The 24,981-nt window shown below is 68.5% G+C and carries 25 protein-coding genes; 13 read left to right on the top strand and 12 right to left on the bottom strand.

Annotated elements, in window-relative coordinates; all coding sequences use genetic code 11:
• Positions 1-215: 215 nt before the first annotated feature.
• Complete coding sequence (locus tag BKK80_RS34365) at positions 216-1,040, top strand: hypothetical protein (protein WP_084085148.1); 825 nt, start codon at positions 216-218, stop codon at positions 1,038-1,040.
• Between the two features lie 99 nt (positions 1,041-1,139).
• Here BKK80_RS34365 and BKK80_RS34360 read toward each other — a convergent pair whose 3' ends face one another.
• Positions 1,140-2,945 carry a methyl-accepting chemotaxis protein gene (locus BKK80_RS34360; RefSeq protein WP_071017739.1) on the bottom strand — a complete coding sequence of 602 codons (1,806 nt, stop codon included), beginning with the start codon at positions 2,943-2,945 and terminating at the stop codon, positions 1,140-1,142.
• A gap of 397 nt (positions 2,946-3,342) precedes the next feature.
• Between BKK80_RS34360 and BKK80_RS36885 the strand changes: the two genes are divergently transcribed.
• Complete coding sequence (locus tag BKK80_RS36885; protein WP_157903401.1) at positions 3,343-3,639, top strand: hypothetical protein; 297 nt, start codon at positions 3,343-3,345, stop codon at positions 3,637-3,639.
• A 417-nt stretch (positions 3,640-4,056) separates the two neighbouring features.
• Here the strand turns inward: BKK80_RS36885 and BKK80_RS36880 are convergent, their stop codons facing one another.
• The gene (locus tag BKK80_RS36880; RefSeq protein ID WP_157903400.1) at positions 4,057-4,386 is read right to left on the bottom strand and encodes a hypothetical protein; all 330 of its coding nucleotides are present in this window, start codon (positions 4,384-4,386) and stop codon (positions 4,057-4,059) included.
• 220 nt (positions 4,387-4,606) lie between these two features.
• Here BKK80_RS36880 and BKK80_RS34355 point away from each other — a divergent pair, with 220 nt between their 5' ends.
• The 5 genes from BKK80_RS34355 (at position 4,607) to BKK80_RS34335 (ending at position 8,610) form a co-directional block, all read left to right on the top strand.
• Entirely contained in the window at positions 4,607-6,016 is a 1,410-nt protein-coding gene (locus BKK80_RS34355; protein ID WP_071073137.1) for a sigma-54-dependent transcriptional regulator, read from the top strand.
• Between the two features lie 206 nt (positions 6,017-6,222).
• On the top strand, positions 6,223-6,987 hold the full coding sequence (locus tag BKK80_RS34350; RefSeq protein WP_157903399.1) for a DUF4142 domain-containing protein: 765 nt from the start codon (positions 6,223-6,225) through the stop codon (positions 6,985-6,987).
• Positions 6,988-7,145: 158 nt separating this feature from the next.
• Positions 7,146-7,610 (top strand): hemerythrin domain-containing protein, encoded by a 465-nt coding sequence (locus tag BKK80_RS34345; RefSeq protein ID WP_071073133.1) that lies wholly within the window; start codon positions 7,146-7,148, stop codon positions 7,608-7,610.
• A gap of 220 nt (positions 7,611-7,830) precedes the next feature.
• Positions 7,831-8,052, top strand: a complete 222-nt coding sequence (locus BKK80_RS34340; protein WP_071073131.1) for a hypothetical protein — start codon at positions 7,831-7,833, stop codon at positions 8,050-8,052.
• Positions 8,053-8,115: 63 nt separating this feature from the next.
• Positions 8,116-8,610 (top strand): low affinity iron permease family protein, encoded by a 495-nt coding sequence (locus tag BKK80_RS34335; RefSeq protein ID WP_084545888.1) that lies wholly within the window; start codon positions 8,116-8,118, stop codon positions 8,608-8,610.
• A gap of 259 nt (positions 8,611-8,869) precedes the next feature.
• Here the strand turns inward: BKK80_RS34335 and BKK80_RS34330 are convergent, their stop codons facing one another.
• From BKK80_RS34330 to BKK80_RS36035, 7 genes are all read right to left on the bottom strand, one after another.
• Positions 8,870-9,460, bottom strand: a complete 591-nt coding sequence (locus BKK80_RS34330) for a CBS domain-containing protein (RefSeq protein ID WP_236903893.1) — start codon at positions 9,458-9,460, stop codon at positions 8,870-8,872.
• Positions 9,461-9,637: 177 nt separating this feature from the next.
• Complete coding sequence (locus BKK80_RS34325) at positions 9,638-10,009, bottom strand: sensory rhodopsin transducer (RefSeq protein WP_071073126.1); 372 nt, start codon at positions 10,007-10,009, stop codon at positions 9,638-9,640.
• On the bottom strand, positions 10,006-12,969 hold the full coding sequence (locus BKK80_RS34320) for an FAD-binding and (Fe-S)-binding domain-containing protein (protein WP_084545887.1): 2,964 nt from the start codon (positions 12,967-12,969) through the stop codon (positions 10,006-10,008). Before BKK80_RS34320 ends, BKK80_RS34325 begins: the two co-directional genes overlap by 4 nt.
• Positions 12,954-14,051 (bottom strand): enolase C-terminal domain-like protein, encoded by a 1,098-nt coding sequence (locus tag BKK80_RS34315; protein ID WP_071073122.1) that lies wholly within the window; start codon positions 14,049-14,051, stop codon positions 12,954-12,956. The genes BKK80_RS34320 and BKK80_RS34315 overlap by 16 nt, the downstream gene beginning before the upstream one ends.
• A complete protein-coding gene (locus tag BKK80_RS34310; protein ID WP_071073120.1) occupies positions 14,048-15,865 on the bottom strand; it encodes a thiamine pyrophosphate-requiring protein in 1,818 nt (605 codons plus the stop codon). The genes BKK80_RS34315 and BKK80_RS34310 overlap by 4 nt, the downstream gene beginning before the upstream one ends.
• Positions 15,866-16,306: 441 nt before the next feature.
• Entirely contained in the window at positions 16,307-16,510 is a 204-nt protein-coding gene (locus BKK80_RS34305) for a CsbD family protein (RefSeq protein ID WP_071073118.1), read from the bottom strand.
• 302 nt (positions 16,511-16,812) lie between these two features.
• On the bottom strand, positions 16,813-16,971 hold the full coding sequence (locus BKK80_RS36035) for a DUF3309 family protein (RefSeq protein WP_084545886.1): 159 nt from the start codon (positions 16,969-16,971) through the stop codon (positions 16,813-16,815).
• Positions 16,972-17,682: 711 nt separating this feature from the next.
• Here BKK80_RS36035 and BKK80_RS34300 point away from each other — a divergent pair.
• From BKK80_RS34300 to BKK80_RS34285, 4 genes are all read left to right on the top strand, one after another.
• Positions 17,683-18,450, top strand: coding sequence for an SDR family NAD(P)-dependent oxidoreductase (locus BKK80_RS34300; RefSeq protein WP_071073569.1), 768 nt, complete (start codon positions 17,683-17,685; stop codon positions 18,448-18,450).
• A 301-nt stretch (positions 18,451-18,751) separates the two neighbouring features.
• A complete protein-coding gene (locus tag BKK80_RS34295; RefSeq protein ID WP_071073116.1) occupies positions 18,752-19,609 on the top strand; it encodes a glucose 1-dehydrogenase in 858 nt (285 codons plus the stop codon).
• A 19-nt stretch (positions 19,610-19,628) separates the two neighbouring features.
• On the top strand, positions 19,629-20,210 hold the full coding sequence (locus BKK80_RS34290) for a BON domain-containing protein (RefSeq protein ID WP_071073114.1): 582 nt from the start codon (positions 19,629-19,631) through the stop codon (positions 20,208-20,210).
• Positions 20,211-20,249: 39 nt separating this feature from the next.
• Complete coding sequence (locus tag BKK80_RS34285; protein ID WP_071073112.1) at positions 20,250-20,633, top strand: hypothetical protein; 384 nt, start codon at positions 20,250-20,252, stop codon at positions 20,631-20,633.
• Between the two features lie 55 nt (positions 20,634-20,688).
• Here BKK80_RS34285 and BKK80_RS34280 read toward each other — a convergent pair whose 3' ends face one another.
• Genes BKK80_RS34280 through BKK80_RS34270 form a run of 3 tightly spaced genes read right to left on the bottom strand, consistent with a single transcriptional unit; the run spans position 20,689 to position 23,811 of the window.
• Positions 20,689-21,432, bottom strand: coding sequence for a PIG-L deacetylase family protein (locus BKK80_RS34280; protein ID WP_157903398.1), 744 nt, complete (start codon positions 21,430-21,432; stop codon positions 20,689-20,691).
• Positions 21,433-21,473: 41 nt separating this feature from the next.
• The gene (locus BKK80_RS34275; protein ID WP_071073108.1) at positions 21,474-22,517 is read right to left on the bottom strand and encodes a UDP-glucuronic acid decarboxylase family protein; all 1,044 of its coding nucleotides are present in this window, start codon (positions 22,515-22,517) and stop codon (positions 21,474-21,476) included.
• Positions 22,518-22,539: 22 nt separating this feature from the next.
• On the bottom strand, positions 22,540-23,811 hold the full coding sequence (locus BKK80_RS34270) for a glycosyltransferase family 4 protein (RefSeq protein ID WP_071073105.1): 1,272 nt from the start codon (positions 23,809-23,811) through the stop codon (positions 22,540-22,542).
• Positions 23,812-24,152: 341 nt separating this feature from the next.
• On the opposite strand from BKK80_RS34270, the gene BKK80_RS34265 reads away from it, so the two are divergent.
• Together BKK80_RS34265 and BKK80_RS34260 are read left to right on the top strand one after the other, a co-directional pair.
• Entirely contained in the window at positions 24,153-24,392 is a 240-nt protein-coding gene (locus BKK80_RS34265) for a DUF3008 family protein (RefSeq protein WP_071073103.1), read from the top strand.
• A gap of 23 nt (positions 24,393-24,415) precedes the next feature.
• On the top strand, positions 24,416-24,979 hold the full coding sequence (locus BKK80_RS34260; RefSeq protein WP_084545884.1) for a hypothetical protein: 564 nt from the start codon (positions 24,416-24,418) through the stop codon (positions 24,977-24,979).
• Positions 24,980-24,981 lie beyond the last annotated feature (2 nt).

Raw genomic sequence — 24,981 nt, 5'->3', positions numbered from 1 at the left:
GGGCCACGGCGCGCGCATTCGGGCGCATGGGCTGGCGCGTGGCGCTGCCCGCAAGGAGCGAGGCATCGACCGGCTTTGCGCTCACGCGAGGGTTTGGTATCGTTGGGCCCGCACGATCTTCACGTGCCCCGGAAGGCTGGCGGATCCCGGCGCGGATCCGCCCGGCGGAACACCCCGGGGCATTTGCCGATGCCGGGCGGAAAGACACTGCCCGCATGGCAAAGGCGATCAAGGACCCGAACTTCAGCCTGGACAGACAGCATATGAAAGACACGAGCTTCGACCCCCGCCGCGCAGCCCTGCGGCTGGCTTCCGCATTGCGCGCGGGCACGTCGATCGAGGCGTTGCCCGAGGAGGAGCGCCCGGCGACGCTGGAGGAGGGCTACGCGGTACAGGCTGGATTCGTCGAGCAGCTCGGCGAAGGCACGGCCGGCTGGAAACTGGCCGGCGCTTCGCCCCGTGGCCTGCGTGGGGCCTTGCCCAACCCGCCGGCCACCGGGGTGCTGATCCCTTCGCGCGTCTTCGCTTCCGGCGCGCCCGTGCGACTGCCTGCCGGCCGGGGCGCCACGCTGGAGGTTGAAGTGTCCTTGCGCTTTTCACGGGAGGTGTCGCCGGCGGACGAGGCCTTCGACGCCGCTTCGATGCTCGCGGAGGCTTCCCTGGCCGTGGAGGTGGTCTGCAGCCGCTACCTGGACCGCAAGGCCGTGGGGCAGCCGAGCTTCGTCGGCGACAACGTCGGCTTCCACGCCCTGGTCCGGGGCGACCGGCTCGGATTCACCGCCGGCTCGTCCTTTGACGGGGAGGCCGGGCTCTGGCGCGAGGGCGACCGCATCGCGGCTTCGCTGGCCGGCGACGACAGGACGAATCCGTTCTTGTCGCTCGCCTTCCTCTGGGACCGGCTCGGCAAGCAGCGCCTGCACATCGCCGAGGGTTCCGTCGTGACCACCGGCACGCTGACCGTGCCGGTCGACGTGACCCAGGGCGGTTACTACGAAGCGCGCTTGGGAGACGCCAAGGTTGCGCTGACGCTGGCGCACTGACACCAGCTGTTCTGACGCGGCCGTCCGGAGCCCGATTGCGGGCGGTCGCTGTGCCAGGCGGCAGCGAGGGACCGTCGCCGCCAGTGCAGTCGGCGCGCCTCAGCCAGCCATGCCGCGCAGCTTGAACAGGCCGACGGTGCCGGCCAGGGCTTGCGCCTGTTCATTGAGCATCGCCGAGGCGGCCGTCGATTGCTCCACCAGGGCGGCGTTCTGCTGCGTGGCCTGGTCCAGCTCGGCGACGCTGCGGTCGATCTCGCGGATGCCGGTGTTCTGCTCGCGCATGGCTGCGTCGATGTCGCCGATGATGCGGGTGACGCGCTGGATGTCGGCGACGATGTCGCCCATTGCGCTGCCGGCCGCCTGCACGCGTTCGGCGCCGTTGTTGACGCTGGCCTCGGCTGCCTGGATCAGTGCCTTGATCTCGCGCGCGGCGGTGGCGCTGCGCTGGGCCAGGGTGCGTACCTCGCCGGCGACCACGGCGAAGCCGCGGCCGTTCTCGCCGGCGCGTGCGGCCTCGACCGCGGCGTTGAGCGCGAGGATGTTGGTCTGGAAGGCGATGCTGTCGATCACGCCGATGATCTCGGCGATCTGCGTCGACGCCTTGGCGATCTCGTCCATGGTGCTGACCACGCTCGACACCACCGCGCCGCCGCGGTCGGCCGTTTCGCTGGCTTCGCCGGCCAGGCGCGTGGCCTGCTGGGCGTAGTCGGCGGAGTTCTTCACGCTTGCCGCCAGCTGGGTCAGCGCCGCCGAGGTTTCCTCGAGGCTGCCGGCGGAGGTCTCCGTGCGGCTGGACAGGTCGCGGTTCCCGCTTTCGATTTCCGCGGTGGCCGATGCCATGCTGTCGACGGCCATGCGCACCTTGAGCAGCACCTCGCCGATTTTCTCCACGAAGCTGTTGAAGGAGGCGGAAATCTGCGCCACTTCGTCATTGCCATCGACCGGGAGCCGGTGGGTCAGGTCGCCGGCGCCGGAACCGATGGTGTCCATCGCATCGCGTACCCGGGACAGGCGGCCGAACGCGTGCGCGGTGAAGAAGGCGGCGATGCCCGCGGCGGCCAGCGTGAGCAGGACCACGGCCGCGCACAGCATGCGCACCACGTGGCCGAGGCCCGCGGTGGCCTCGGCCTTGTCGAGCGCGATCACCAGGTACCAGTCGGTGCCGCTCACGGCCTTGGCCTTGAGCAGCTTGGGCGCGCCGGCCAGCTCGACCTCCTGGGGCGTGCTGGCGCCTGCCAGCGTGGCCAGCAGCTCCGGCGTGAGCGCGGCTGCCACCTCGGTGGCCGGCTTCAGTATCAGCTTGGCGTCGGGGTGCGCGATCACCTGGCCGTCGCGCGCGACCACGAATGCCAGGCTGGACGGCGTCGGGTGCACGGCGGCCACCACCTGCCGCACGTCTTCCAGCGGCACGGCCCCGCTCAGCGCGCCGGTCGCCTCGCCGTTGCGGAGCAAGGGGGCGGCGAAGGACACGTAGGGAACGCCGGTCGACACGTCGCCGTAGGGCTTGGTGACGGCGAGCTTGCCGGCGGCGATGGCCGACTTGTACCAGGGCCGGACCGTCGGGTCGTAGTCCTTGGGCGTGGTGGTGCTGGTGGACAGGAAGGTCTTGTCGGTCCAGCCGATGGTCGTGATCGGGAAGCCGTTGGCGTTGCCCATGTGCTTGACCAGGCCGCGCGGGTCGCCATGCTCGACTTCGTCGGCGGTGGTCTTGACCGCCAGCGCCTTGGCGGCGACCCATTTGTCGATGGCCAGCGTGTTGCTGCCGGCGATGGCGGTCAGGTTTTCGTCGATGCTTTCCAGGGTGCTGCTTCGTACGATCGAATAGGTGGCGGCGCCGCACAAGGCCAGCGCGCCGACCACGGTGGCCGAGGTGATGAGGACGATACGGATACGCAGGGAGGACATCTTGGATCTTGCGGAGGTTGGAGTCCGGATGGGATGACGTCGTGACAGGGGCGGTGTGCCCTGCACCCCCCGTGCGTACAGATGAGAACAGGAGGCGGCGTCACATTGAACCTACGGCACCGAGCGGCGGAACTTGAGGCCTCGTCGCATGCGCCGTCATCGCTGCCCGGCACGGAGCCGGGTGTGGTGGTTTCTCCGGTACCTGGTACAGCGGGAGGCGGGGGCATGCCGTCGTCCCGCGTGGCCTGCCGTCGCTTTGTGCTCCGCAGCGTGATTGCATGTGCCGGGCCGGATCCGGCGAACCCGGTGGCCCCAGCAGATCCGGCTGCCGAGTGTCCTAAGCACCATCCGATTTTGCGGAAGTCCCTGGCTTGCAGGCGTGATCGCAACGACGAGCATGTCGAAGATCGCATCTGTACCCCCACAAAAAGCTCATGCCGTGATGCACGCATGCATCTATACTCTCGTGGTGCAATGCACAAGCAAGACCGGGGATTACCAGATACTGGAGGGCGTCGAGAATGCCTTTTGTAAAGGTTTGGCCCGCGCGTCAATCGAAACGGCGGCGCCGATCGTCAACATCGGCAACATCGGCAACATCCGCAACATCCGCAACATCCGCAACATCCGCGGCTCAGGCAAGGGCCGCCGAAGTCATTGTCGAGACGGCGCGACTGGTCGAGAAGAGCCGTGAACTCCTCGATGGCCTGTATGGCAGGGGGAGCGAATATACGATGCCACATCGCGCCATGGACGCGGTGGACGCCACAGACGCGATGGACGCCGTGGACGCACCGACGACGCCCGCTGATGCTGGCCCCGGGGATCGCCCCCCGCTTCCGGAACCCGTCTGAAACCAGACACCACCTCGCAATCGCCACCTCGCAATCGCCACATCGCGGTTCTGCATCCCACTATCGGCAGCTTGCGGGAGCCCCACGTCCCGCAGGCGCGTGCGAAGCCGCGCCGCCAGCCGCCGCGCGCGAAAATCGGCTCCCGCCTGCAGGGGGGCGGCCGGCACTCATGCGGAATCATGCCCCGCCGCCGGCAGTTCACCGGAATGGACCTGTTCCGTACAGCTTCCCTGCAGTGACGGTGGGCGATGCAATCTCTATGCTGCTGACAAGTAGTACGACTTCAGCGGTGCATACGCCGGCCAGCGCGCCAAGCGGCAGCTTGCCTTGCCGTCGATGATGGGCGCGGCATGGCTTCCCGTCGCGCGGTGGCGCTGCTCGGGCAGATGATCGATGGGGCGCTTGCATGCAATGGAAAGATCAAAGAACCCGTGGTTTGGAAATCTGTCTGGAAATTCCAACGAGCGAATTCGGAAGGCAGCGAATTCGCCGGTCCGGACCTGAGCCTTGCCAGGCGGGATGAAGTCTCTCTGCGCGGGAATGCGCCTCTTGCCTCCCTGCTCCTGAGGAGGCGATTGCTGTTCCATTCGGCAATGTATCCAGTCCCAGGGTAGTGGATCGTTTTGCAGGGCGACATCCGCAAGGGGGATCGCCCGAGGCAAGGAAGGAGCAGGTGCAATTTCCGATGGTTTCGTGAGGGCAGGCGGCTATGCGGAAACACAGCGGATTCGATTGCCGAAGGCAACGCTGGCGCGATCTCGCGGTCAATGAAGCGAGATCACCGTAGCCGTAGTATCGAGCGAGACCATGACCAATCTTTTGATCGTCGATGATGACAAGGCCGTATGCGATGCACTGGCCAGTCTGGTGGTGGCAGAAGGCTTCACGGCCGATTCCGCAGGGACGCTGCGCGAAGCGGAGTTGTATCTCGGCGCGCAACGGCCGGACGCCATCCTGGCGGACCTGATGCTGCCCGATGGGGACGGCGTGGATCTGCTGGCAGGCGCCGACATCGGCGAGGCGCCGTTCATTGTGATGACCGGCCGCGCCAGCGTCGACACGGCCATCCATGCGATGCGTGCCGGCGCAACCGACTACCTGACCAAGCCGGTCGACCCGCAGCATCTGCTCGCCTTGCTGCGCGCGATCGAGAAACAGAAAAAGCCCCGGCCATTCGGAAGCGGCGCGGCGGGACAGGTGACGGAGAGCGGTGGATTCGGGCGCCTGATCGGCACGTCGCGGGCCATGCGCCATATGTACCACGAGCTGGAACGCGTCGCGCGGACGGATGCCTCGGTCTTCCTGGTCGGCGAGAGCGGTACCGGAAAGGAGCTCGTCGCACAGACGCTGCATGAACTGTCGGCCAGGCGTGAAGCGCCGTTCACCCCGGTCAACTGCGGTGCGATCTCGCCGATGCTGCTGGAGAGCGAGTTCTTCGGCCATGAGAAAGGCAGTTTCACCGGCGCCCATCGCCAACATCAGGGCTACTTCGACCAGGCCGGCACCGGCACGCTCTTCCTGGACGAAGTGACCGAAATGCCGGTGGAACTCCAGGTGAAGCTGTTGCGAACCCTGGAGTCCGGCGCCTATCTCCGTGTGGGCGGACACGGCGAGTGCCAGGCCAACTGCCGCATCATTGCCGCCACCAATCGTGACCCGCTCGAAGCCGTGGCAGAAGGCAGGTTCCGCGTCGACCTGTTCCATCGCTTGAATGTATTCCCCATCGTGATTCCGCCGCTGCGTGAGCGCGTCGATGACATCGACGTGCTCGCGGCCAGATTCCTCGCGGTTCTCAATGCGCGCTACGGAACCGAGCGGCGCTTCGGCGAAGGTGCTTTGCTGAGCCTGCGCGCGCACTCCTGGCCGGGCAATGTACGGGAACTGCGCAACGTGGTGCATCGCGCGCACATCATGGCGACGAACGACCTGATCGACGATATCGGTATCACGTTGGTTGCCGCACCGGAGCCGGCGCCGGACCCGTCGATCATCTCCTTCCATGTCGGTACCTCGATCGACGAAGTCGAACGGGAATTGATCTTCGCCACCCTGCTGAAATGCGATGGCGTCAAGAAGAAGACCGCGCAGATCCTGGGCGTGAGCTTGAAGACGCTCTACAACAAGCTCGAATACTACGAGGCGACCGGCAAGCTGCCGGAATCGATCCGCAGCCTGCGTGCGGTGGGAAAGCCACCTGCTTTCCCACCTTCCCCGTAGCCGCGCGTCTGCCGCCCCGAACGGGCCGCGGGCATGCCGCCGGCGAGTGCTCGAACGGCTCGGGCGCGAGAGCGATCGCTCGCCAGCGCGTTTGCCCGGCCGTCCTTCGGCTGTCCCCGTCTATCGTCCTGGCGCCGTCATCTTTGGCGCTCCCCGCCATACCCCGGCAGATCCACCGCCACCGCGCTGCGTCTCATGGCAAGCGCGTGAAGATTTTTCAAGTCGCCGTAGCACATTCTGCCGACTGCGCGCGTCCGCGCACGACGCGAAGGCGCGAAGACGCCGCGTCCGGATGGCACACCAATTGCGAGCAGGGAGACGGCAATGGGAACGGGCTGGCCGCCGCCGCGTCGTGGCCGATGCGGGCAGCGTGCGAATCCGCCCGTGCCAGCCGGCACCGAAGCGCGTTCGGCGACGGCGATGGAGTGATTGACCATGTCAGGAAGCACAGTATGAGCAAGACACTACGAAAGGCCATGCGGCTGTCGATTGCCGTGCTGGCGATGGCCGGCGCTGCCGGCGTCCATGCGGTCACCGCCCAGGAGCAGGAATTCCTGCGCAAGGCGGACCAGGCGGGCGAGCTGGAAATGCAGGCCAGCCGCCTCGCGGCCACGCACACGCAGAACGTGGAGGTGAGGCGGTTCGCCGATGCCATGCTGCATGATCATCAGATGGCTGCCGAGGAACTGGAGCGGCTGGCCCGGAGAAAGGGCGTGGCCTTGCCGGCCGGGCCGACGCCGGAGACCGAGCATGCCCTGGCCCGGCTGGAGTCCCTGCAGCAGGCGGATTTCGACCGGGAGTACGCGGATACCATCGGCGTCAAGGCGCACCACGAGGCGGTGGCATTGTTCCGCCAGGCAACCAAGGACTCCAGGGACAAGGACGTGCAGGCCTTCGCGGTGAAGACGCTACCCGCCCTGGAACGCCATCTGCAGATGGCGGAGCGCCTGACCTCGGATACGCGGCCCTGAGGCGAAGGGCCGGTGCTGGCCGGAGCATGATCCGGTCCTCGCGGCATGCGAGCGAAGCGGCGCGCCGGCCGGACCGCGCGACGCCTTGTGGCGAGAGCGCATACGCTGCCTGCCTGGGTCGTCGCGGCAGGCTCGATGATTCCCGATAGGAGAAAGCCATGAACAAGACAGACATCCCCGCGGCGCAAAAAGCGGCATTGTCCCTGCTGATCGATGATCATCGGAAAGTCCAGAAGGCCTTCCGGGATTTCGCCAAGGCAGCTGACGGCGGAAGCGGCGGCCGGATTGCCAGCGAGACCTGTGCCGCCTTGAAGGCGCATACGGAGCTGGAAGAGTCTCTCTTCTATCCCTTCGTACGGGAAAGCGACCCGGACGCATTCGGCCCGCTCATCGACGAGGCGCTGGTGGAGCATGATGGCGCGAAGAAGCTGATTGCCGAACTGGAGCGGATGCATCCGGGGGATGCGTTGTTCGAAGCCCGCTTCACTGTGTTGGGCGAGAACGTCGAGCATCATATCCACGAAGAAGAAGATGAGCTGTTCCCCGCCTTGATCCAGCACGACGTCGATCTGTCGGAACTGGCAGAACGCATGCGCGCGAGACAAGCGGAGCTCGTGCGCTAGCAGGCCGGGCAGCAGGCCCGCCGGGGCGCGGTGCGCGAACCGCACCGTGTGGCGCAAGGCAGCAAGCGGCACGACGATTCACGTCTCGATGGAGGCCGATATGGCGATACGCTGGCCTGGCGGAAACTGGAACGGAAGGCCGGCCCGGCCACGGCAGGGGCAGGAGGAGGCCGGGGTGCGACAGGAGCCGGGAAGTCATCTGGAGGCGGAGCCGGAGCGGATGAACACGATGGCAGAGGCGGGGATCGGCGATGTCGTCCGCACGGCCCGCCTGGCGGACGTTCTGGCGATGGCACTCCTGGTCCTCTTCACCTTCCGTGAGGCCATCCTGCTGCTGCGCAACGCCGGTGGCGTGGCGGACGAGCTGTTGGGCGTCGCGGCTGCCGCGGCCTCCATCTATGGCCTGCGGCTTGGCGCGCGGATCTGGCGTTTGCGCAATTAAGGACGCTGCCGGCCGGGACGATTGCGCAGGTGCGCAGGGATATCGGCTCGATAGGGGAACAGCATGCGAATCAGGCAGCCGTATTGGGTCAGGCGCTGCGTACGGGTCTGCGCCGGCCTGGCAGGGCACCGCCATCATGGGCCTGCGGAAGGGGCCGCGTCGCCGGGGCAGACGTTCGATCGCGTGTCGCGCTGGGCGACCGGTGCGGCCGGGTCGTCCTGGGCCTTCATCGCAGCCTTGGGCGCCACCCTGCTGTGGGGCGCCGTGGCGCCGATCTTCCACTACTCCGATGCCTGGCAACTGGTCGCCAACACGGTGACCAATGTCATCACGTTCCTGATGGTGTTCCTGATCCAGCAAAGCCAGAATCGCGATTCGATCGCCTTGCACCTGAAGCTCGACGAGTTGCTGGCGTCGAGCCGGGGAGCGAGCATGAACCTGGTGGCGATCGAAGAACTGGATGAGGCGAGCCTTACCCGTCTGGCTGACTATTACCGGGCCCTGGCGCTCGAGGCAAAACGGGGGGCGGCGCCGGGGCCGGAGGGGGCCGGCGCGTGACGGGACGCGGCAGGACGTCGCGGTCGTCGCCGAGGTCCGCGCGGGTGGAGGCGGGTGGAGGCGGGTGGCAGCGGGTGGCTGCCGGTGGAGGCGGGGGGAAGGCTCGCGTGGCGGGTACGTCGGCGTGTGCATCGATGTGCGAGCAGGCAGGAATAGCCAGCGCATACTGGTAAATCCAGCTTCATGGCGGCTTCTCCATGAGCGCCGCCGGTGCTGCGCGGGCGTCCGGCGGCAGCCCGCCCATGGACTCGGGAATCGACTAGCGGGCGCGGGTCGAGGGCGAGGAGATGCGCGCCAGCGCTTGGCCGGAATCGGTTTCGACGGCTGGCCGGGTCGCCAGGTCGCCGAGCGACAGGATGCCGATGAGTTGATGATCGGCGTCGATCACCGGAAGGCGGCGCACCTGGGCCTGCGCCATCATCCGCGCCGCGGTTGCGAGCGTGTCGGACGCGCTGCACCACTGCAAGGCGCCCGACATCGCCTCCGCCACGCTCGTAGTCTCTGCCGGCTTGCCGCAGGCCACGCAGCGTATCGCGATGTCGCGGTCGGTCAGCATGCCGACCAGCCGGCGGCCGACGCAGACCGGAAGGGCGCCGACTTGCAGGTCCGCCATCAGCTCGGCGGCATGGCGCACCGTATCCTCCGCGGCCAGGTAAGCGGGATCTCGCGTCATCGCATCGGCTACGCAAGGGCCGCTGCCATCCTGGGATAGCGCTTCTTGCATCGTGGTCTCCTTCACGAAGAACGGGTGGGATGCGCGGGCACGCGGGTGTACGAACCGGGTGCCTGCGATGTGGGCGAAGCAGAATGCGTACCACGCGCGAAAGCCGTCGTCGCCATGACGGCGCATAGCGGAACCCAGGGGCGGGTCGGCATCGGACCGGCGTGCTCGCGATGGATGATGCGAGTGCCCGGGTGCCCGGATCGGTGCGTTCGCTGCATGGAACCCGCCCTATGCCGCACTCTCACCGCGGTGGCCTCGTCGCCGTCGCGCGCCTGCCGAGGGTGGCAGCAGGCTTGGCAGGCGCTAATCGGCCGTGTAGGCGAGCGTCGTCATGAGGGCCAGGCCCTGCCGGCTGTCGAGGCGGGTGTGCTGCACGATGACCGGCTGGTCGGACTCGAAGACGCTGGCGTAATCCGTGCCGATAGGAATGGCCGGCTCCTTCAGGTCGTTGAAGCGCAGATGCAAGGTGCGGCGCGCCAGCACACTGAAGCGGTAGGGCCCGACCGGCTCCCGGTCGGCGAAGTACAGTGTCAGGCGGACGTGCGCGTCGTGGTCGCCGGCATTCAGGATGCACGCGACCTCGTGGCTCTGCAGCGCGCGCGGCTTGCCTTCTGCGGCTTCCGGCAGATAGCCCTCCGCGATCGCCCAGATGCGCTTGCCGATGGATCGGTTCATGGTGCAATGTCTCCGTTTTCCCGGTTGGCACGCTCGCTCGCCAGCCGCAGGACCTGCGCGATGTGCAGGGGCACGGCGCTGGTGTTCTGGCGTATCTGTTCCCGGCAGCTGAAACCGTCCGCGATGACCAGCGTCTGCGCCGCGGCGCCGCGGATCGCGGGCAGCAGCACGCGTTCCGCGCATGCCATGGAGATGCCTTGCCTGGCCGGGTGGAGACCGAAGGCGCCGGCCATGCCGCAGCAGCCGGAATCGAGCAGGCGATACCGCACGCCGAGCGCATCGAGCAGTGCCGTCTCTCCATCCAGTCCCAGCACACTCCTGTGGTGACAGTGTGGATGCACGATGGCGTCTGTCTCCACTTGGGGGAAAAGGCCGCTTTTCTCTTCCGCGCAAAGGAAGTCGGCGAGCAGCGTGGACTGTTGCCGCAGGCGCCTGGCCTGCGCACTGCCGGCGAGAAGATCCGGCATTTCGTCATGGAATACCGACAGGCACGCTGGTTCCAGCACGATGAGCGGCGTGCCGTCGCGGATGTCGTCGTGCAGGACTTCCAGCACGCGGCGCAGATAGGCGCGCGCGCGGTCGAGCATGCCGAACTCGTAGAGCGGCCGGCCGCAGCACAACGCATGCGGGGGGATGTCCACCGCATAGCCGGCAAGCTCGAGCGCGGCCACGGCATCGCGGGCAATGTCCGGGTGGAAGGCGTTGGTGAAGGTGTCAGGCCAGAGCAGGACGCGCCGGCCCGGCGACGGCCGGGAGGCGCGGCGGGCAAACCATTGCCGGAAGGAGGTCGCCGCGAAATTGGGAATCTCGCGGCCGGACGCGATATGGGCGAGGCGGCGGGCCGCCGAAGCGAACGGCTCGGCATGCGTCAGCAGGTTGGCCAGGCCTGGCATGCGGGTCCCGATCCTGGCCCAGCGGTCGATCAGGCCGAAGGCATAGGCTTCGCGCGGACGGATCCGTCCCGCATAGAAGTGCGCCAGGAACTCGGCCCGGTACGTCGCCATGTCGACCTTGACCGGGCATTCACCCTTGCATCCCTTGCAGGACAGGCACAGGTCGAGGGCCTCGTGGACCGCTTCGGAGCGCCAGCCATCCTGCAGCACATCGCCATGCAGCATTTCGAACAGCATGCGCGCGCGCCCGCGCGTGGAGTGAAGCTCCTCTTGCGTCGCCATGTAGCTGGGACACATCAGCCCCTCGGCCTTGCGGCATTCGCCCACGCCGACGCAGCGCAGGATGGCGTGCGGGAAGCTGCCGTTGTCGCTGGCGTAGTGGAAGTGGACGGGCTGTTCGGGCGGGTCGTAGTCGACGCCGAGGCGAAGATTGTCTTCCACGTGCCACGCGTCCACGACCTTGCCGGGATTGAGCTTGTTGGCCGGGTCCCAGGTGCGCTTGAAAGCGTGGAAGGCGCGCATCAGATCCGGCGGGTACATGATGGGAAGCAACTCGGCCTTGGACTGCCCGTCGCCGTGTTCGCCCGAGATCGAGCCGCCCAGGCTGACCACCAGCTTCGCCGCCTCTTGCAGGAAGCTGCGCCATTGGCGGATACCGTCGGCACTCTCCAGGTCGAAATCGATCCGCGTGTGCACGCAGCCCTGGCCGAAATGGCCGTACAGGTCGCAACCATAGCCGTATGCCTCGAACAGGGCGCGGAGCTTGCGCAGGTATTCGCCCAGGCGGTCGGGCGGCACGGCGGAGTCTTCCCAGCCCTCCCAGGTGATCTTGCGGTTCGGCACGTGCGCGGTGGCGCCCAGCCCGGCTTCGCGCACCCGCCACAGGTGCCGTTCGACCACGGGGTCGTCGTACAGCTTCATGGTGGGCGGCCGGTCCTCGCCGCGCAGCGCCTCCATGAGCGTGCGTGCGTGGTGGTCCGATTCGCCCTTGTCCTTGCCGCCGAACTCTACCAGCAGCCATCCCTTTCCTTCCGGCAGCAAGCCGATATCCCCGGTGTGCAGGCCGACCGCTTTCATGTCGGCGACCAGCCTGTCGTCCAGGCCCTCCAGGGCGATCGGATGATGAGCCATGATGCGGGTGACATGGTCGGCCGCGCGGTAGACGTCCGGATACCCCAGCGCCAGTACCGACCGTGCCAAGGGGCTGTCGACCAGCTGCACCTTGGCCTCCAGCACCACCACGCAGGTGCCTTCCGAACCCACCAGGGCGTGGGCGATGTTGCCGTCATACTCGGGCAGCAAAGCCTCCAGGCTGTAACCGGAAACCCGGCGCGGAATGCGCGGCATATGGCGGCGGATGCTGTCCGCATAGGTGTCGCGCAGTTTTCGCAACGAGCGGTAGATGGCGCCGACGCGGTCGCCGCGCGCGCACAGCAGGTCCCAGGCCTCTTGTGTCGTGGCGCCGACCACCATGCGCGTGCCATCGTAGGTGAGGACATCGAGTTCGATCACATTGCGCACGGTCTCGCCACCCATGACCGAGTGCGGACCGCAGGAATTGTTGCCGATCATGCCGCCCAGCGTGTTATGGGAGTGCGTGGCCGGATCGGGCGCGAAGGTCAGGTGGTGGACCTCCGCGGCTTCCCGGAGCCGGTCCAGCACCACGCCCGGCTGCACCCGCGCGGTCTTCTCGCCGGGGTCGAGCGCCACGATGCGGTTGAGGTATTTCGAGAAGTCGATGACCACGGCGACATTGCAGCACTGTCCACACAGGCTGGTGCCGCCGCCGCGCGACAATACCGGCGCGCCGTAGCGGCGGCATTGCTCGACCGTGGCCACCACGGCGTCGATGGTGCGCGGCACCACCACGCCGATCGGCACCTGCCGGTAGTTCGACGCATCGGTCGCGTACAAGGCCCGGCTGCCGTCATCGAAGCGGATCTCGCCGTCGACGGCCTCGCGCAAGGCGCGCTGCAGCCCCACGGCGTCCACCCTGCGCGCCGCCTCGGCGGCACCCGCTGCACCCGCTGCACCCGGGGGACCGGGCTGGACTAGACGAGATAGCATTGCGCGTCCCTCTCCTTGAAGGTCAGGCCGAATCCCGGCGCGTCTTGCCATGGCCGGAGGCAGCCGTCCCGCAAGGGCGGCACGCCGTCGAACAGGGTGTGTTCGATACGCGCGTGATCATGGAAGACTTCGACGTGGATGGCCGGCTGCGCGACGCAGCACAGCGTCGCATGCAGCGCTGGCACGCAATGGCTGGACAACGGCGTATGGAAGGCCTCGCATAACGCAGCGGCCTGCAACCAGCCCGTGACGCCGCAACGGCTTGCGTCGGCCTGCAGCACATCCACCGCGCCTCGCTGCAGCAGGCGCCGGAAGTCGTCCACCGTGAAGGCGTACTCCCCGGCGGAGACCGCCATGCCGGGCGGTGCGTGCCGGCGGACCTGGCGCAGGCCGGCGATGTCGTCGGACGATACGGGTTCTTCGAGCCAGCTCACGTCGTAGTCGGCGAACTGGTGCGCCAAGCCGATCGCCTGGGCGACCCGGTAGGCGCCATTGGCGTCCACGTACAGCTCCGTCTTCGGGCCGGCCGCCTGCCGCGCGGCGCTGACACGTGCCACGTCGCCGGCGGGGTCGCGTCCGATCTTGATCTTGATGCGGCCGAAGCCCGCTTCGCTCCAGGCTTTCGCCTGCTCCCGCAATTGCATCAGGTTCATGCTGGTGAAGCCGCCGCTGCCGTAGGCCGGCACGGCGTCGCGCACGACGCCGAGCAGGCGCGCCAGCGACACGCCGAGCAGGCGTGCCTTGAGGTCCCAGAGCGCGATGTCCACGGTTGCGATGGCCTGCGCGCACAAGCCGGAGCGTCCCAGGTTGCGTACCGAAGCGGCCATCGCCTGCCAGCACGCTTCGACCGCGAACGCGTTCCGGCCCACCAGGCAAGGCGCCAGGCGCTGTCCGATCAGCGCTGCCGCGGAGGCATCGGAGTAGCCGTAGCCCATTCCCGTGATGCCGCCGGCCGACACGTTGACGACGACCAGCGTCTCGCTGTCCCAGCACAGCGTGCCGTCGGACTCCGCCGTTTCGGTCGGAATGCGGTAGGCGCGCGCTTCGATGGCCTGGAGCCGCATTGAATCGCCGCCGCTCATCGATGCTCCTCGGCTTCAGCGTGGCGGCGTTCGCTGGACGGGAAGAGCGATTCCCAGACCTGCATGAAGGCCGCGCGCAGGGTCCCGCCGGCGTCGTCGTCGCCGCGCAGCATGGCGGTGAAGTAGGCCCGCGCCTGCTTGACGGTGACATGGGGAGGCAGCGGCGCCACATCCGGATCCGTGACCATCTCCAGCACGGTCGGCACCTGCGCGCCGAGGGCCTGCTCCCAGGCCGGGCCGACCGCGTCCGCGCGGTCCACCCGGATGCCGTTGAGCCCGAGCGCCTCGGCGAACTTCGCGTAGCCGAACGTGGGCACGTCCTGCGACACCGGGAACTTCGGATCGCCTTCCATGACCCGCTGTTCCCACGTCACCTGGTTGAGGTCGCCATTGTTCAGCACCATGACGGTCAAGCCCGGGTTGCTCCACTTGCGCCAGTCGCGCGCAATGGTGATCAAGCCATTGATGCCGTTCATCTGCATGGCGCCGTCGCCGGCCATGGCGATCACATGCCGGTCCGGATGCGCATACTTGGCGGCGATCGCATAAGGCACCGCGGGCCCCATGGTGGCCAGGCCGCCGCTCAGCGAGGCCATCATGCCGCGGCGGATGCGCAGGTCGCGTGCGTACCAGTTGGCGGCCGAGCCGGAGTCGCAGGTGAGGATGCAGCGGTCGGGCAGGCGTAGCGACAACTCGTGGAAGACGCGCTGCGGGTTGATCGGGTGCGCTTCGACGGCGGCGCGGCTGGCCAGCACGTCCCACCAGCGGCTGACGTTCTTCTCGATCTCCTGCTGCCAATCGAGCGGCTTCTGCTTCAGCAAGGGCAGCAGCGCGCGCAGGGTCGCCCCGCTATCGCCCTGCAGGCACACCTCCATGGGGTAGCGCAGGTTGAGCATGCGCGCATCGATGTCGATCTGGACGCCGCGGGCGTCGCCCTCCTTCGGCAGGAATTCCGAGTATGGAAAGCCGGAGCCGACCATGAGCAGGGTATCGCAACCGTTCATCAGGTCCCAGCTCGGCTTGGTGCCAAGCAGGCCGATGGAACCCGTCACGAAGGGCACGTCGTCCGGCACGGCCGCCTTGCCGAGCAGCGCCTTGGCCACGCCGGCGCCGAGCCGGCGCGCGACGTCGAGGACTTCGTCGGTCGCATCGAGAGCCCCCGCGCCAACCAGCATGGCGACCTTCCTGCCCTGGTTCAGGACATCGGCCGCGATGCGCAGCTCGACCAGGTCGGGTACCTTCGCCCGCGCGGTGTGACCGATGCCGCTATGCACCGTGCCGTGCTGGCGTGGCGGGACCGGGACGGCGGGAAGGTTCTGCAGATCGTTGGGAAGGATGATGCAGGTCACGGTACGCTGCTCGCGGGCGATACGTACGGCACGGTCGACCAGATGGCGCACTTGCGCGGGATCGACCGCCATGGCGACAAAGGCACCGGCGACATCCTTGAACAGGGTGATCAGGTCGACTTCCTGCTGGTAGTCGCCGCCCAGCGCCGCGCGCTTCTGCTGGCCGACGATGGCAACGACCGGCTGGTGATCGAGGCGGGCGTCATACAGCCCGTTGAGCAGATGGATGGCGCCGGGGCCGGAAGTGGCCAGGCACACGCCCGTTTCGCCAGTGAACTTGGCATGGGCGCAAGCCATGAAGGCAGCCAGCTCCTCATGGCGTACCTGGATGAATTCGGGATCATTGCGGGCTCGGCCGAAAGCCCCCATCAGGCCATTGATCCCGTCCCCGGGATAGCCATAGATGCGGTAGATGCCCCATTCGCGCAGGCGTTTGAGGACGAAGTCGGCAACCGTGGGGTGCATGGCGATACCTCCTTGGCGAGCAACCTCGCATCAGCCATGCCGGCACGCGGCCCAGGCAGTGATGCGTCGCAAGCACAGCGGGGCGACGGCGGCGCGCGAGGCACGCGCCGCGCAGGTCTCAGGCTTCGTGTCGAGGCGCGCCGGCAATGCGTCCTGGGGCGGCAAGGGCCGCTGAAGCCGATGACCTTGTAACTTTTGCAACCGCCGCGCGAACTTTCGACCGGTGGCGGCCGGGCAGCCGCGCCAGGCTGGCGCCGGCGAGACAAAGCCGCAGGCATCCAGACGGGCCGGGGCTACGCGAGCGTGCCGGACAAGATCGCGCCCTGGTACGTGCGTGGACCGTAGTGTCCGAGCGGGAAACGGAGAGGGTGGAAGCAGGAGCGGGCGAGGACGCCGCCTTGGCATCCCCGCCCGCCGCATCACGCGCCCCGTTATCTGGTTTTACCAGCGCGTATCCCGTTCCCACGCCTTCATTTCTTCTTCCGTTCTTTCCTTGGTGTATCCGTAGCGTTCCTGGAGACGCCCGGCGAGCTGGTCGCGCTTGCCGTTGATGTAAGTCAGATCATCGTCCGTGAGTTTTCCCCACTTTTCCTTCACCTTCCCCTTGGCTTGATCCCATTTGCCTTCGATCTGATCCCAGTTCATGGTTCGCTCTCCTAGCTGTGAATGACGCCGCACGCCGCACACCGCCAGCGTCGACGCCCCGAGGCCTGTCGGCGCGCGACCGTGCGCGATGGGCAACGTCCGGCCGCGTCGCGGTGTCGGCGCAGCGCGTGCGCAGGCGGCGTTTTCCTGCCTCCTTGCACCTCTGCTCTCCCGCATAATCCGTGCCGTGCGTACAGGCGGCCCCGGCGGGCCGCGCGCAAGGCGGCATGCCCGCACCGCATGCCATCGCCGGCGGTAAGTATTGCCGCCCGATGTAAGGCTTGCGAGGCCGCTGCACGGCCCTAGAATCTGCCCAGGAAGACGAGCACCAGCACGATCAGCAGCACCAGGCCCAGTCCGCCGCTTGGCCAATAACCCCACCCCGCGCTGTACGGCCAGGCGGGTAGCGCTCCGATCAGTAGCAAGAGAAGAATGATGAGCAGGATTGTGCCGAGGCCCATGGCGTGCTCCCAGTAGTGGATTCCGGATCGGATCCCTTGCCTTGCCGCCCGGCGGCGGCGCGAAGTTCACCGGCTGGAGTTTAGCGTAGGGGGAAATCAAGGCGGTATCTTTCCGCAGCGGTCCGATCCTGCTGTAGGAATAGGACGACGTGCTGGCGAAATCGTGGCGGCCATGGTCGCTGTGGCATGGCAGCGGTCCCGGCGATTCGGCGCCGCAATCCGCCCGGTTCGGCACGGTTCTTGCCATTTCAATGTGCGAGACCCCGGGGAAGCTGCGCACGCCTCAGGCCCGGAAGGGCCCCGAAGCAGGACACCGGCACCGGCTCGCCAGAGCGCGCGGCGCCGGCCGGCAGCGGCGGCACGCCAGGGGCAAGGAGAAGATGCCGTGCATATCACGCCCGATCCCGCCATACCGCCGAAAGAACCTGAAACACCGCCGCCGGAGCCGCCACCCGGACCGCCGGAGCCGGTCAACGACCCGCCCCCGGGCGACCTGCCGCCGCCACCGCCGATGCGGGCGAGCGAGAGCAGGCCGCCGCTTCGCGGGCGTGGCTCGGCTGCCCCCGTGGCGGCCGGATGGCCGGCATCGTGGCCGTGCCGCGTCCTGCGGCGCCAGGCTGCCATGCCGTGGCGCCTGGCGGCGCCGCAGCCCGCTGTGACCTGGCGGCGCGCTGTGCTCGCCGCCGCCGCTCGCGCGGCCAGCGGGCGGCCATGAGACTGGCGGGCAGAACCGCGCTGGTCACCGGCGGCGGCAGCGGCATCGGGCGCGCCATCGCCATCCGCTTCGCGCAGGAAGGCGCGGACGTCGTAGTGGCGGCGCATCACTGCAATGCGGCTGCCGAGCAGACGGCGCAGGCGGTCCGCGCGGCGGGGCGGCGAGCGTTCATCGTCGCCGCCGATGTCAGGGACGTGGCGCAGCTCACCCGCCTGATGGACGAGGGAATCGCCGCCGCCGGCGCGATCGACTTACTGGTCAACGATGCCGGCGTCGAAGTCCGCGCGCCCTTCCTCGACGCCACCGAGGCCGACTACGACCTGGTGCTGGAGACCAACCTCAAGGGGCCGTACTTCCTGGCGCAGGCTTTTGCCAGGCATCGCCGCGCCGTCGGTGCGGGAGGCAGGATCATCAACATCAGTTCGGTGCATGAGGACCTGTGCTTTCCCCACTTCACCAGCTATTGCGTCAGCAAGGGCGGGCTGCGCATGCTGACGCGCAACCTCGCCATCGAACTGGCGCCGCTCGGCATCACCGTCAACAACATCGCGCCGGGTGCCATCGGCACCGCCATCAACCGCTCGCTGCAAGCCAATCCGCGCGAGATGGCGGACCTGCTGGATAACATTCCGCTGCGCCGGCTCGGCACGCCGGAAGACGTGGCCGGGTTGGCGGCCTTCCTGGCCAGTGCGGACGGTGACTACATCACCGGTGCCTCCTTGCTGATCGACGGAGGGTTGTTGTGGGCTTATGCCGAACAATGACGGCGGTCCGCTGATGGCGGCTGTGCCAGCGACGGCGCGTCGCGCCATCGCCGCCCGCCTTGCCCGGCGGGCCGGTGCCGCGGGCAGGCAGATCGTACCGCTTGCGCATGAGCGCAGGCGCCCGCCGCGCGGTGCCGGCGCACGTCCGTGCTGCGCGAAGCAGGAGGCCGCCAACCAACCGTGCGCGATCGCCGGGCCCGAAACGCGGCATGGATCTTGCGGCGGCTTCAGGACGGGGCGGCGCCACGGACCCGGCGCCGGTGGCGGCAGATGCCGGCACATCGAACGCAAGGGGGGCACCATGGCGACACCCACGCAAGTTCCAGCGCAGCACCAGGAGCGGCAGCCCGGCCTGGAGTCGGCCATGACGCCACGGCCGGATAGCGGTGCGGGCGACTACGCCGGCAGCGGACGGCTGGCGGGCAAGGTGGCGCTGGTGACCGGCGCCGACAGCGGCATCGGCAGGGCCATCGCCGTGGCGTTCGCGCGCGAAGGCGCCGACGTGGCGATCGCGTACCTGGACGAGGAGGACGACGCGCGCGAAAGCGAGCGCCTGGTCTGCGCCGCGGGCCGGCGCAGCCTGTTGCTGCCGGGAGACCTGTCGGTTCCCGGCGCGGCGGATGCCACGGCCAAGGCGGCGCTGGCCTGGTCCGGGCATCTCGACATCCTGGTCAACAATGCCGGCGAACAACATGTGCAGACGGCGCTCGAGCAGATCGACGACGAGCAGATCGCATCGACCTTCGCCAGCAATGTGTTTTCGATGTTCTACCTCACGCGTGCCGTTCTGCCGCACCTGCAGGCCGGCAGCGCCATCGTCAACACCGCTTCGGTGACCGCCTATCGTGGCAGCGCGCATCTGCTCGACTACTCGGCCACGAAAGGTGCGATCGTGTCGTTCACGCGCTCCCTGGCGCTGCAGGTGGTCAAGCGCGGCATTCGCGTCAACGCCGTCGCCCCAGGGCCGATCTGGACCCCGCTGATTCCCTCGACGTTCCCGCCCGGGCAGGTCGCCGAGTTCGGCAGGTCCACGCCCATGGGCCGTCCGGGGCAGCCGTTCGAGGCCGCGGCGGGCTACGTGTTCCTGGCCTCCGATGCGGCGAGCTATGTCACGGGGCAGGTCTTGCACATCAATGGTGGCGAGGTCGTCAACGGATGACGTCGCAAGGAGAATGGCCATGCCTGAAGACGAAACCCGCCGCTGGCGCGCGGAGCGCCGCTACGGCGGCACGGAACAAGGGTACAGCGACGTGGCCGACCCCTATCGGCCCGGCCGCGTGCGGGACCTGAGCGGCGGACGCTACGGCAACCAGCGCGAAAGGCTGCCGCGCGAAGCGCCCGGTGATCCCCGCCTGGCCAGGATGCCGGCACGCGCCTATGGCAGCCTTCCCCTGCCGCCGCCGCTGCGCGAGGCCTATCGGCGCGGCTATCGCGCCGGCTATGCCGACGCCTTCGAGGAAGCCTTCGCGGCAGGCCGGCATGCCGGCCTGCAGGAACGCAGCGAATCCGCTGCGGCACCATCCGGCGGCGCTGTCGACCTGCGCCTGCACCATGCCTTGCTGGCCCGCCTGCGGCAGCCTCAGGAAGGCACTGCCTTCAGCCGGGTATGGGTCGAAGTCAGGGGCGGCGTTGCGACCTTCCATGGCGAGGTGCCCGAGGAACGGTTCAGGCGGCGCCTGGACTGGATCGGCTTCGACATCTACGGCGTCGGGCGGGTGCACAACCTGGTCAGCGTCCGCCCGCCCCATGTGCAGGACTGACGCCGCACCGGACGGAGGGCAGAAGCGATGAGATCCACGATGAGATCCGTACTGACAGCGAAATTCGCCGATGGCGCGGCCGCGCGCCAGGCCGTGGCGTCGCTCTACCGGATGGGCATCCCGGTGCGTGAGGTCCGGCTGTGCCGCCTCGGCGGGCGCCGCGCCGCCACCTATGCGCACGAAGGCGGCGCCATCGTCCTCGTGAACGGTGGCGACTTGCAGGGGGCCGCGGAGCAGGCGCTGCGCGACGCCGGCGGACACGTGCGCCGGCGCCGTATCGGCACGGCGCGCGAGCCGGCCCGCGCACTCTGGCCGCTCGACGCGGACGACAGCGCCGCCTGCGTCGAGAACACCGGGGCGGAGGATCCCGGCAGCGAACTGGAACAGTTCGTGGACGGCCTCGCTGCGCGCGGCGATCGATGACGCCGGCATGGCAAGCGGCGGCATGGCAAGCGGCCGGCGCGGGGCGCCAGGTGGTTCAGACCAGGCCGGCGGGGGTCTCCGCCGACAGCCCCGCGCGGCGCGGCGCTGCGCCGGACGGCGTCTTTTCCCAGCGCCAGTAGCGCTCGGGTGCGCTGAGGTCGCCCAGGGTCGCGCTGTCGAACAGGCTGATCTGGCTGCCGTAGGCGTTGCAGGCGCGTGCCTTGCGCGGCATCTGCTCGCTGATGGCCAGGTCGACCGGGGTCGCCTTCAGCCCGAGCATGTGCCACCGCAGCAGCAGGGCGTGCAGCGCACCGCTGGAGCGCCGGTAGAAAGCATCCTCGTAGAACAGCCATGGCGGGCCGTCTTCGGCGTACTGCGCCCACAAGCTGGCGCAGGCCCGATGCGCGAGCAGGTGGTCGGAGTGGTACAGGCCGCAGGGGACCACCACCGCGCAGCTGCGGTAATTGGCCAGCAGCGTCTCCAGCCTGGCGGCGACCTGCCCGGCGGTCGGTGAGTTGCCGTACTGGTGGTCGAGAAAATCCAGCCACACGGGTTCGGCGTTCAACAGGGAGAGTGCCGCGCGGTCTTCCTCGCGTCTCGCCTCGACCGCTTCGCGGGCGCTGGCGAAGCCGGCCCGGCGGTCCCACTGCGGTGCCGGCGTGCCGTGACGCGGCACGCCGGCGAAGAGGGTCACGACCACCGAGCCGGGACAGGCAGCGATCAGGTTGCCGCAGCTGAATACGGCGTCGTCCAGGTGCGGTGAGACCAGGAGCAAGGGATGCTGGATGGACATGGACATGGACATGGACGTGGACGTCACAGTGCCTGGCCGCGCCGGCGCTAGTCCGGCGCCACGTTGGCGACGCGGGCCGTGGCGGGGCGCGGGCCGGGCCGGTGCTCGATGCGCGCGGGCGGCGGCGAGCCGGTACCCGCGGCAGCCAGGCGCCGGCGGAAATCGTCGACCGTGCGGCGCAGCCCCTCGTCCAGCTCGACCGTCGGCCGCCATTGCAGGCGCTCGATGGCCACCGCGATATCGGGGCAGCGCTGGCGCGGATCGTCCACCGGCAGGGGGCACCAGGCGATCGGCGAGCCGGAGCCGGTCACGTTCAGCACGCGCTGCGCCAGCTCCAGCATGGTGTGCTCCGTCGGGTTGCCCAGGTTGACCGGCTGGGCCGGCGCGCTGGTCAAGGACATCAGCCGTATCAGGCCATCCACCAGGTCGTCCACATAGCAGAACGAGCGCGTCTGCCTGCCGTCGCCGTGCAGCGTCAGCGGCTCGCCGGCCAGGGCCTGGACGATCAGGTTGGACACCACCCGCCCGTCGCCGAACTGCATGCGCGGGCCGAATGTGTTGAAGATGCGCGCGATGCGCACGTCCACCGCATGCTGGCGCCGGTAGTCCATGAATAGCGTCTCCGCGCAGCGCTTGCCCTCGTCATAGCAGGCGCGTGGCCCGCACGGGTTGACGTTGCCCCAATAGTGCTCCGGCTGGGGGTGCTGCGCCGGATCGCCGTAGACCTCGCTGGTCGAGGCCTGCAGGATGCGGGCCTTGGTCCGCTTGGCAAGGCCGAGCATGTTGATGGCGCCGTGCACGCTGGTCTTGGTGGTCTGTACCGGGTCCCGCTGATAGTGCAAGGGCGAGGCCGGGCAGGCCAGGTTGTAGATCTGGTCGACTTCCACGTAGAGCGGAAACGTGATGTCGTGCCGCATCCACTCGAAATTGCCAGTCCCGAGCAGGTGGGCGATGTTCGCCTTGCTGCCGGTGCAAAGATTGTCGACGCAGAGCACGTCGTGGCCGGCTTCCACCAGCCGCTCGCAGAGATGCGAACCGAGGAAGCCGGCGCCGCCGGTGACGAGGACGCGTGTGGTCGGGTGCGGGCACATGATGATTCTCTCCTCGCGGGCTTCAGGCCACGGCCCGCTTCGGTAGCACGGGCGGCCGCCCTGCGGCGCCGGACAGGCGCTCGTAGACCGCCGCGAGGCGGCACGCCACGTCCGCCCAGGTAAAGTGGGACTGCGCGCGCCGCCAGCCGGCCATGCCCATCTTCTCGGCCAGGCTCGGCTGGCTGGCGAGGCGGAGCGCGCGTTCGGCCAGCGCATCCGGATCATTCGGCGGCACCAGGAAGCCGGTGCGGCCGTCGACGACGGTCGAGCGGATGCCGCCGACAGCGGAACCGATCACCGGTACCGCGCAGGCCATGGCCTCCACCGGAGTGATGCCGAAGGGCTCGTACCACGGCGTGGTGACGAAGACGTCGGCGGCGCAGTAGTACTGGCGCAGGGCCGCCCGTTCGCGCCGGCCGACGAATGTGACGTGGTTCGCCACGCCTTCGGATGCGGCGATGTCGCGCAGGCGGCCGATCTCCGGCGTGGCGGTCGTGCTCGGCCGCACGGAATTGCCGCCGACGATGTAGAGGCGCGCCGGCAAGCCGTCGCGCTGCCGCATGCGGGCCAGCGCGCGCACCACGTTGTCGATGCCCTTGCGCGGCACCAGCCGGCCCAGCTGGAGCAGCACGAAGTCGTGTGGCGGCCAGCCCAGCGCGCGGCGCGCGGCCTGGCGCGGCAGCGGCGAGAATTCGGCCAGGTCGAAGCCGCAGGGGATGGTCTCGATGCGCTCGGCGGCCGCGTCGTACAGGGAAAGCAGGTCGTGGCGATCCTGCGCGCATTCCGCGATGACGCAGTCGCTCTCGCGCACCAGGCGTTCCTCGATGGCGAAGCGTTCGTCGGGGAAGCCGTCCGCGTCCCCTTGGTACATGCGGCGGATCTTGCCCAGCGCATGGAATGTCGTCACGAGCGGAATGGCATGGCGCTGGCGGACCTGCAGCGCGGCCTGGCCGGACATGAAGAAATTGGCATGCAGTGCCAGGTATTCGCCGGGACGCGCGCCCACCACGCTGGCGACGAATTCGCCGAACTCCGCCATGTAAGGCAGCAGGCGTTCCTTGGCGATCTGCACTGCCGGACCGGCCGGTACATGGATGACGGTGACGTTCGGCGCCATCTCCACCTCTGCCGGCAACAAGGCCTTGTCCTTGCGGGTGAAGATGTCGACCGCATAGCCCAGGCGGCCAAGGTGGCGCGCAATCTGCGCCACGTAGATGTTCTGGCCGCCGCTGTCGACGTTGCCGGCGCTTGCCAGCGGCGAGGCATGCTCGCTGATGAGGGCAATCCTTCGCATATCGGCATTCCTCGCAGGCTCGCGTGTGGATCGGCATTGCCGTCCCGACGGCAATGCTCCGGCCGGTGCACGGAGTGTGCCAGGCGGGGCGGGGCCGCTTCCGGGCCGGGACGTGACCGTGCAGGATGGCCACCCGGCGCTTTGTCCCGCTTGGCTCTGCCGGCAGCGTATTTTTTTCCGTTCGCCTGTGTAATTTCCGCTGCGCGCCGCCTCCCCCCGCGCCCCTGCCGCGCCCCTGCCGCGTTCGCGCGCAGGGCCTGGGACGCACCTGCGTTCGCCGGGCACGATGTGTGCGTCGATGCAGCGCATCGGCGCCGCGTAGCGCCAGCACGGAGACCACGATGCCAGCCAGGTCCAAGGCGCAGCAGATCGCGGCCGGCGTTGCCTTGTCGGCCAGGCGCGGCAAGAAGACGGTCGGCAAACTGAAAGGCGCGTCGAAGTCGATGTACGCGTCGATGTCCGAAAAGGAACTCGCCAAGATGGCCTCGACCCCGCACAAGGGCAAGCCCAGGCATGTCAAGGACAAGGCCTGGTTCATTGCGTCGTTCGCAATGCAATGGAGCAGCGCCGTGGCGGCGTGAGCCGGGAGAGAAAGGAGGCCGCGATGTCGATGATCGTAGCGGGTACTTATGTCGTGGCGGGCAGGTTCGTCACCTTCGAGGAGGCCGAGCGGGCGCTGCAGCGTGTGCGCAAGGCCGGATTCCGTGACGAAGACCTGGAGGTCTTCTATATCAATCCGGCCGGGCAGCACGCACGCTTCCCGATCGGCGGCGACGTTGCGGCCGATGCCGGCGCGCGCGGTGCCGGGCGTGGTGCCTGGCGTGGCGTGGCGCTCGGGGGCACGGCCGGCGCGGTGCTTGGCGTGGGCGCCATCGTCTCCTTGGGGAGTGGCTCGCTGATCGTGCTGATGCTGGCGACCGGGGTGGGCGCCTATCTCGGCTCGCTGATGGGAGCCCTGGGGTCGATGCGGCCGGCGCGGGAAGCGCGCTCGGTCGACGGGCCGGAATCGCCGCAGGCCGGTGTGGTGCTGGCGGTGCGGGTCGACAGCAGCGACCTCGGCCGCACCAAGCAGCTGCTCGAGGACGGTGGCGCCCGGGAAGTGGAGCAGACCAGCGTGCGCGCGGACCGGGAGGAACCCGCGGCGGCCCGCTCGGCCCGCACCCCTTGATC

The sequence above is a fragment of the Cupriavidus malaysiensis genome (assembly GCF_001854325.1).
GTDB lineage: Bacteria > Pseudomonadota > Gammaproteobacteria > Burkholderiales > Burkholderiaceae > Cupriavidus > Cupriavidus malaysiensis.
The sequence above is the reverse complement of the archived record's forward strand: the minus strand, read 5'-3'. Positions and strand labels throughout refer to the sequence as shown.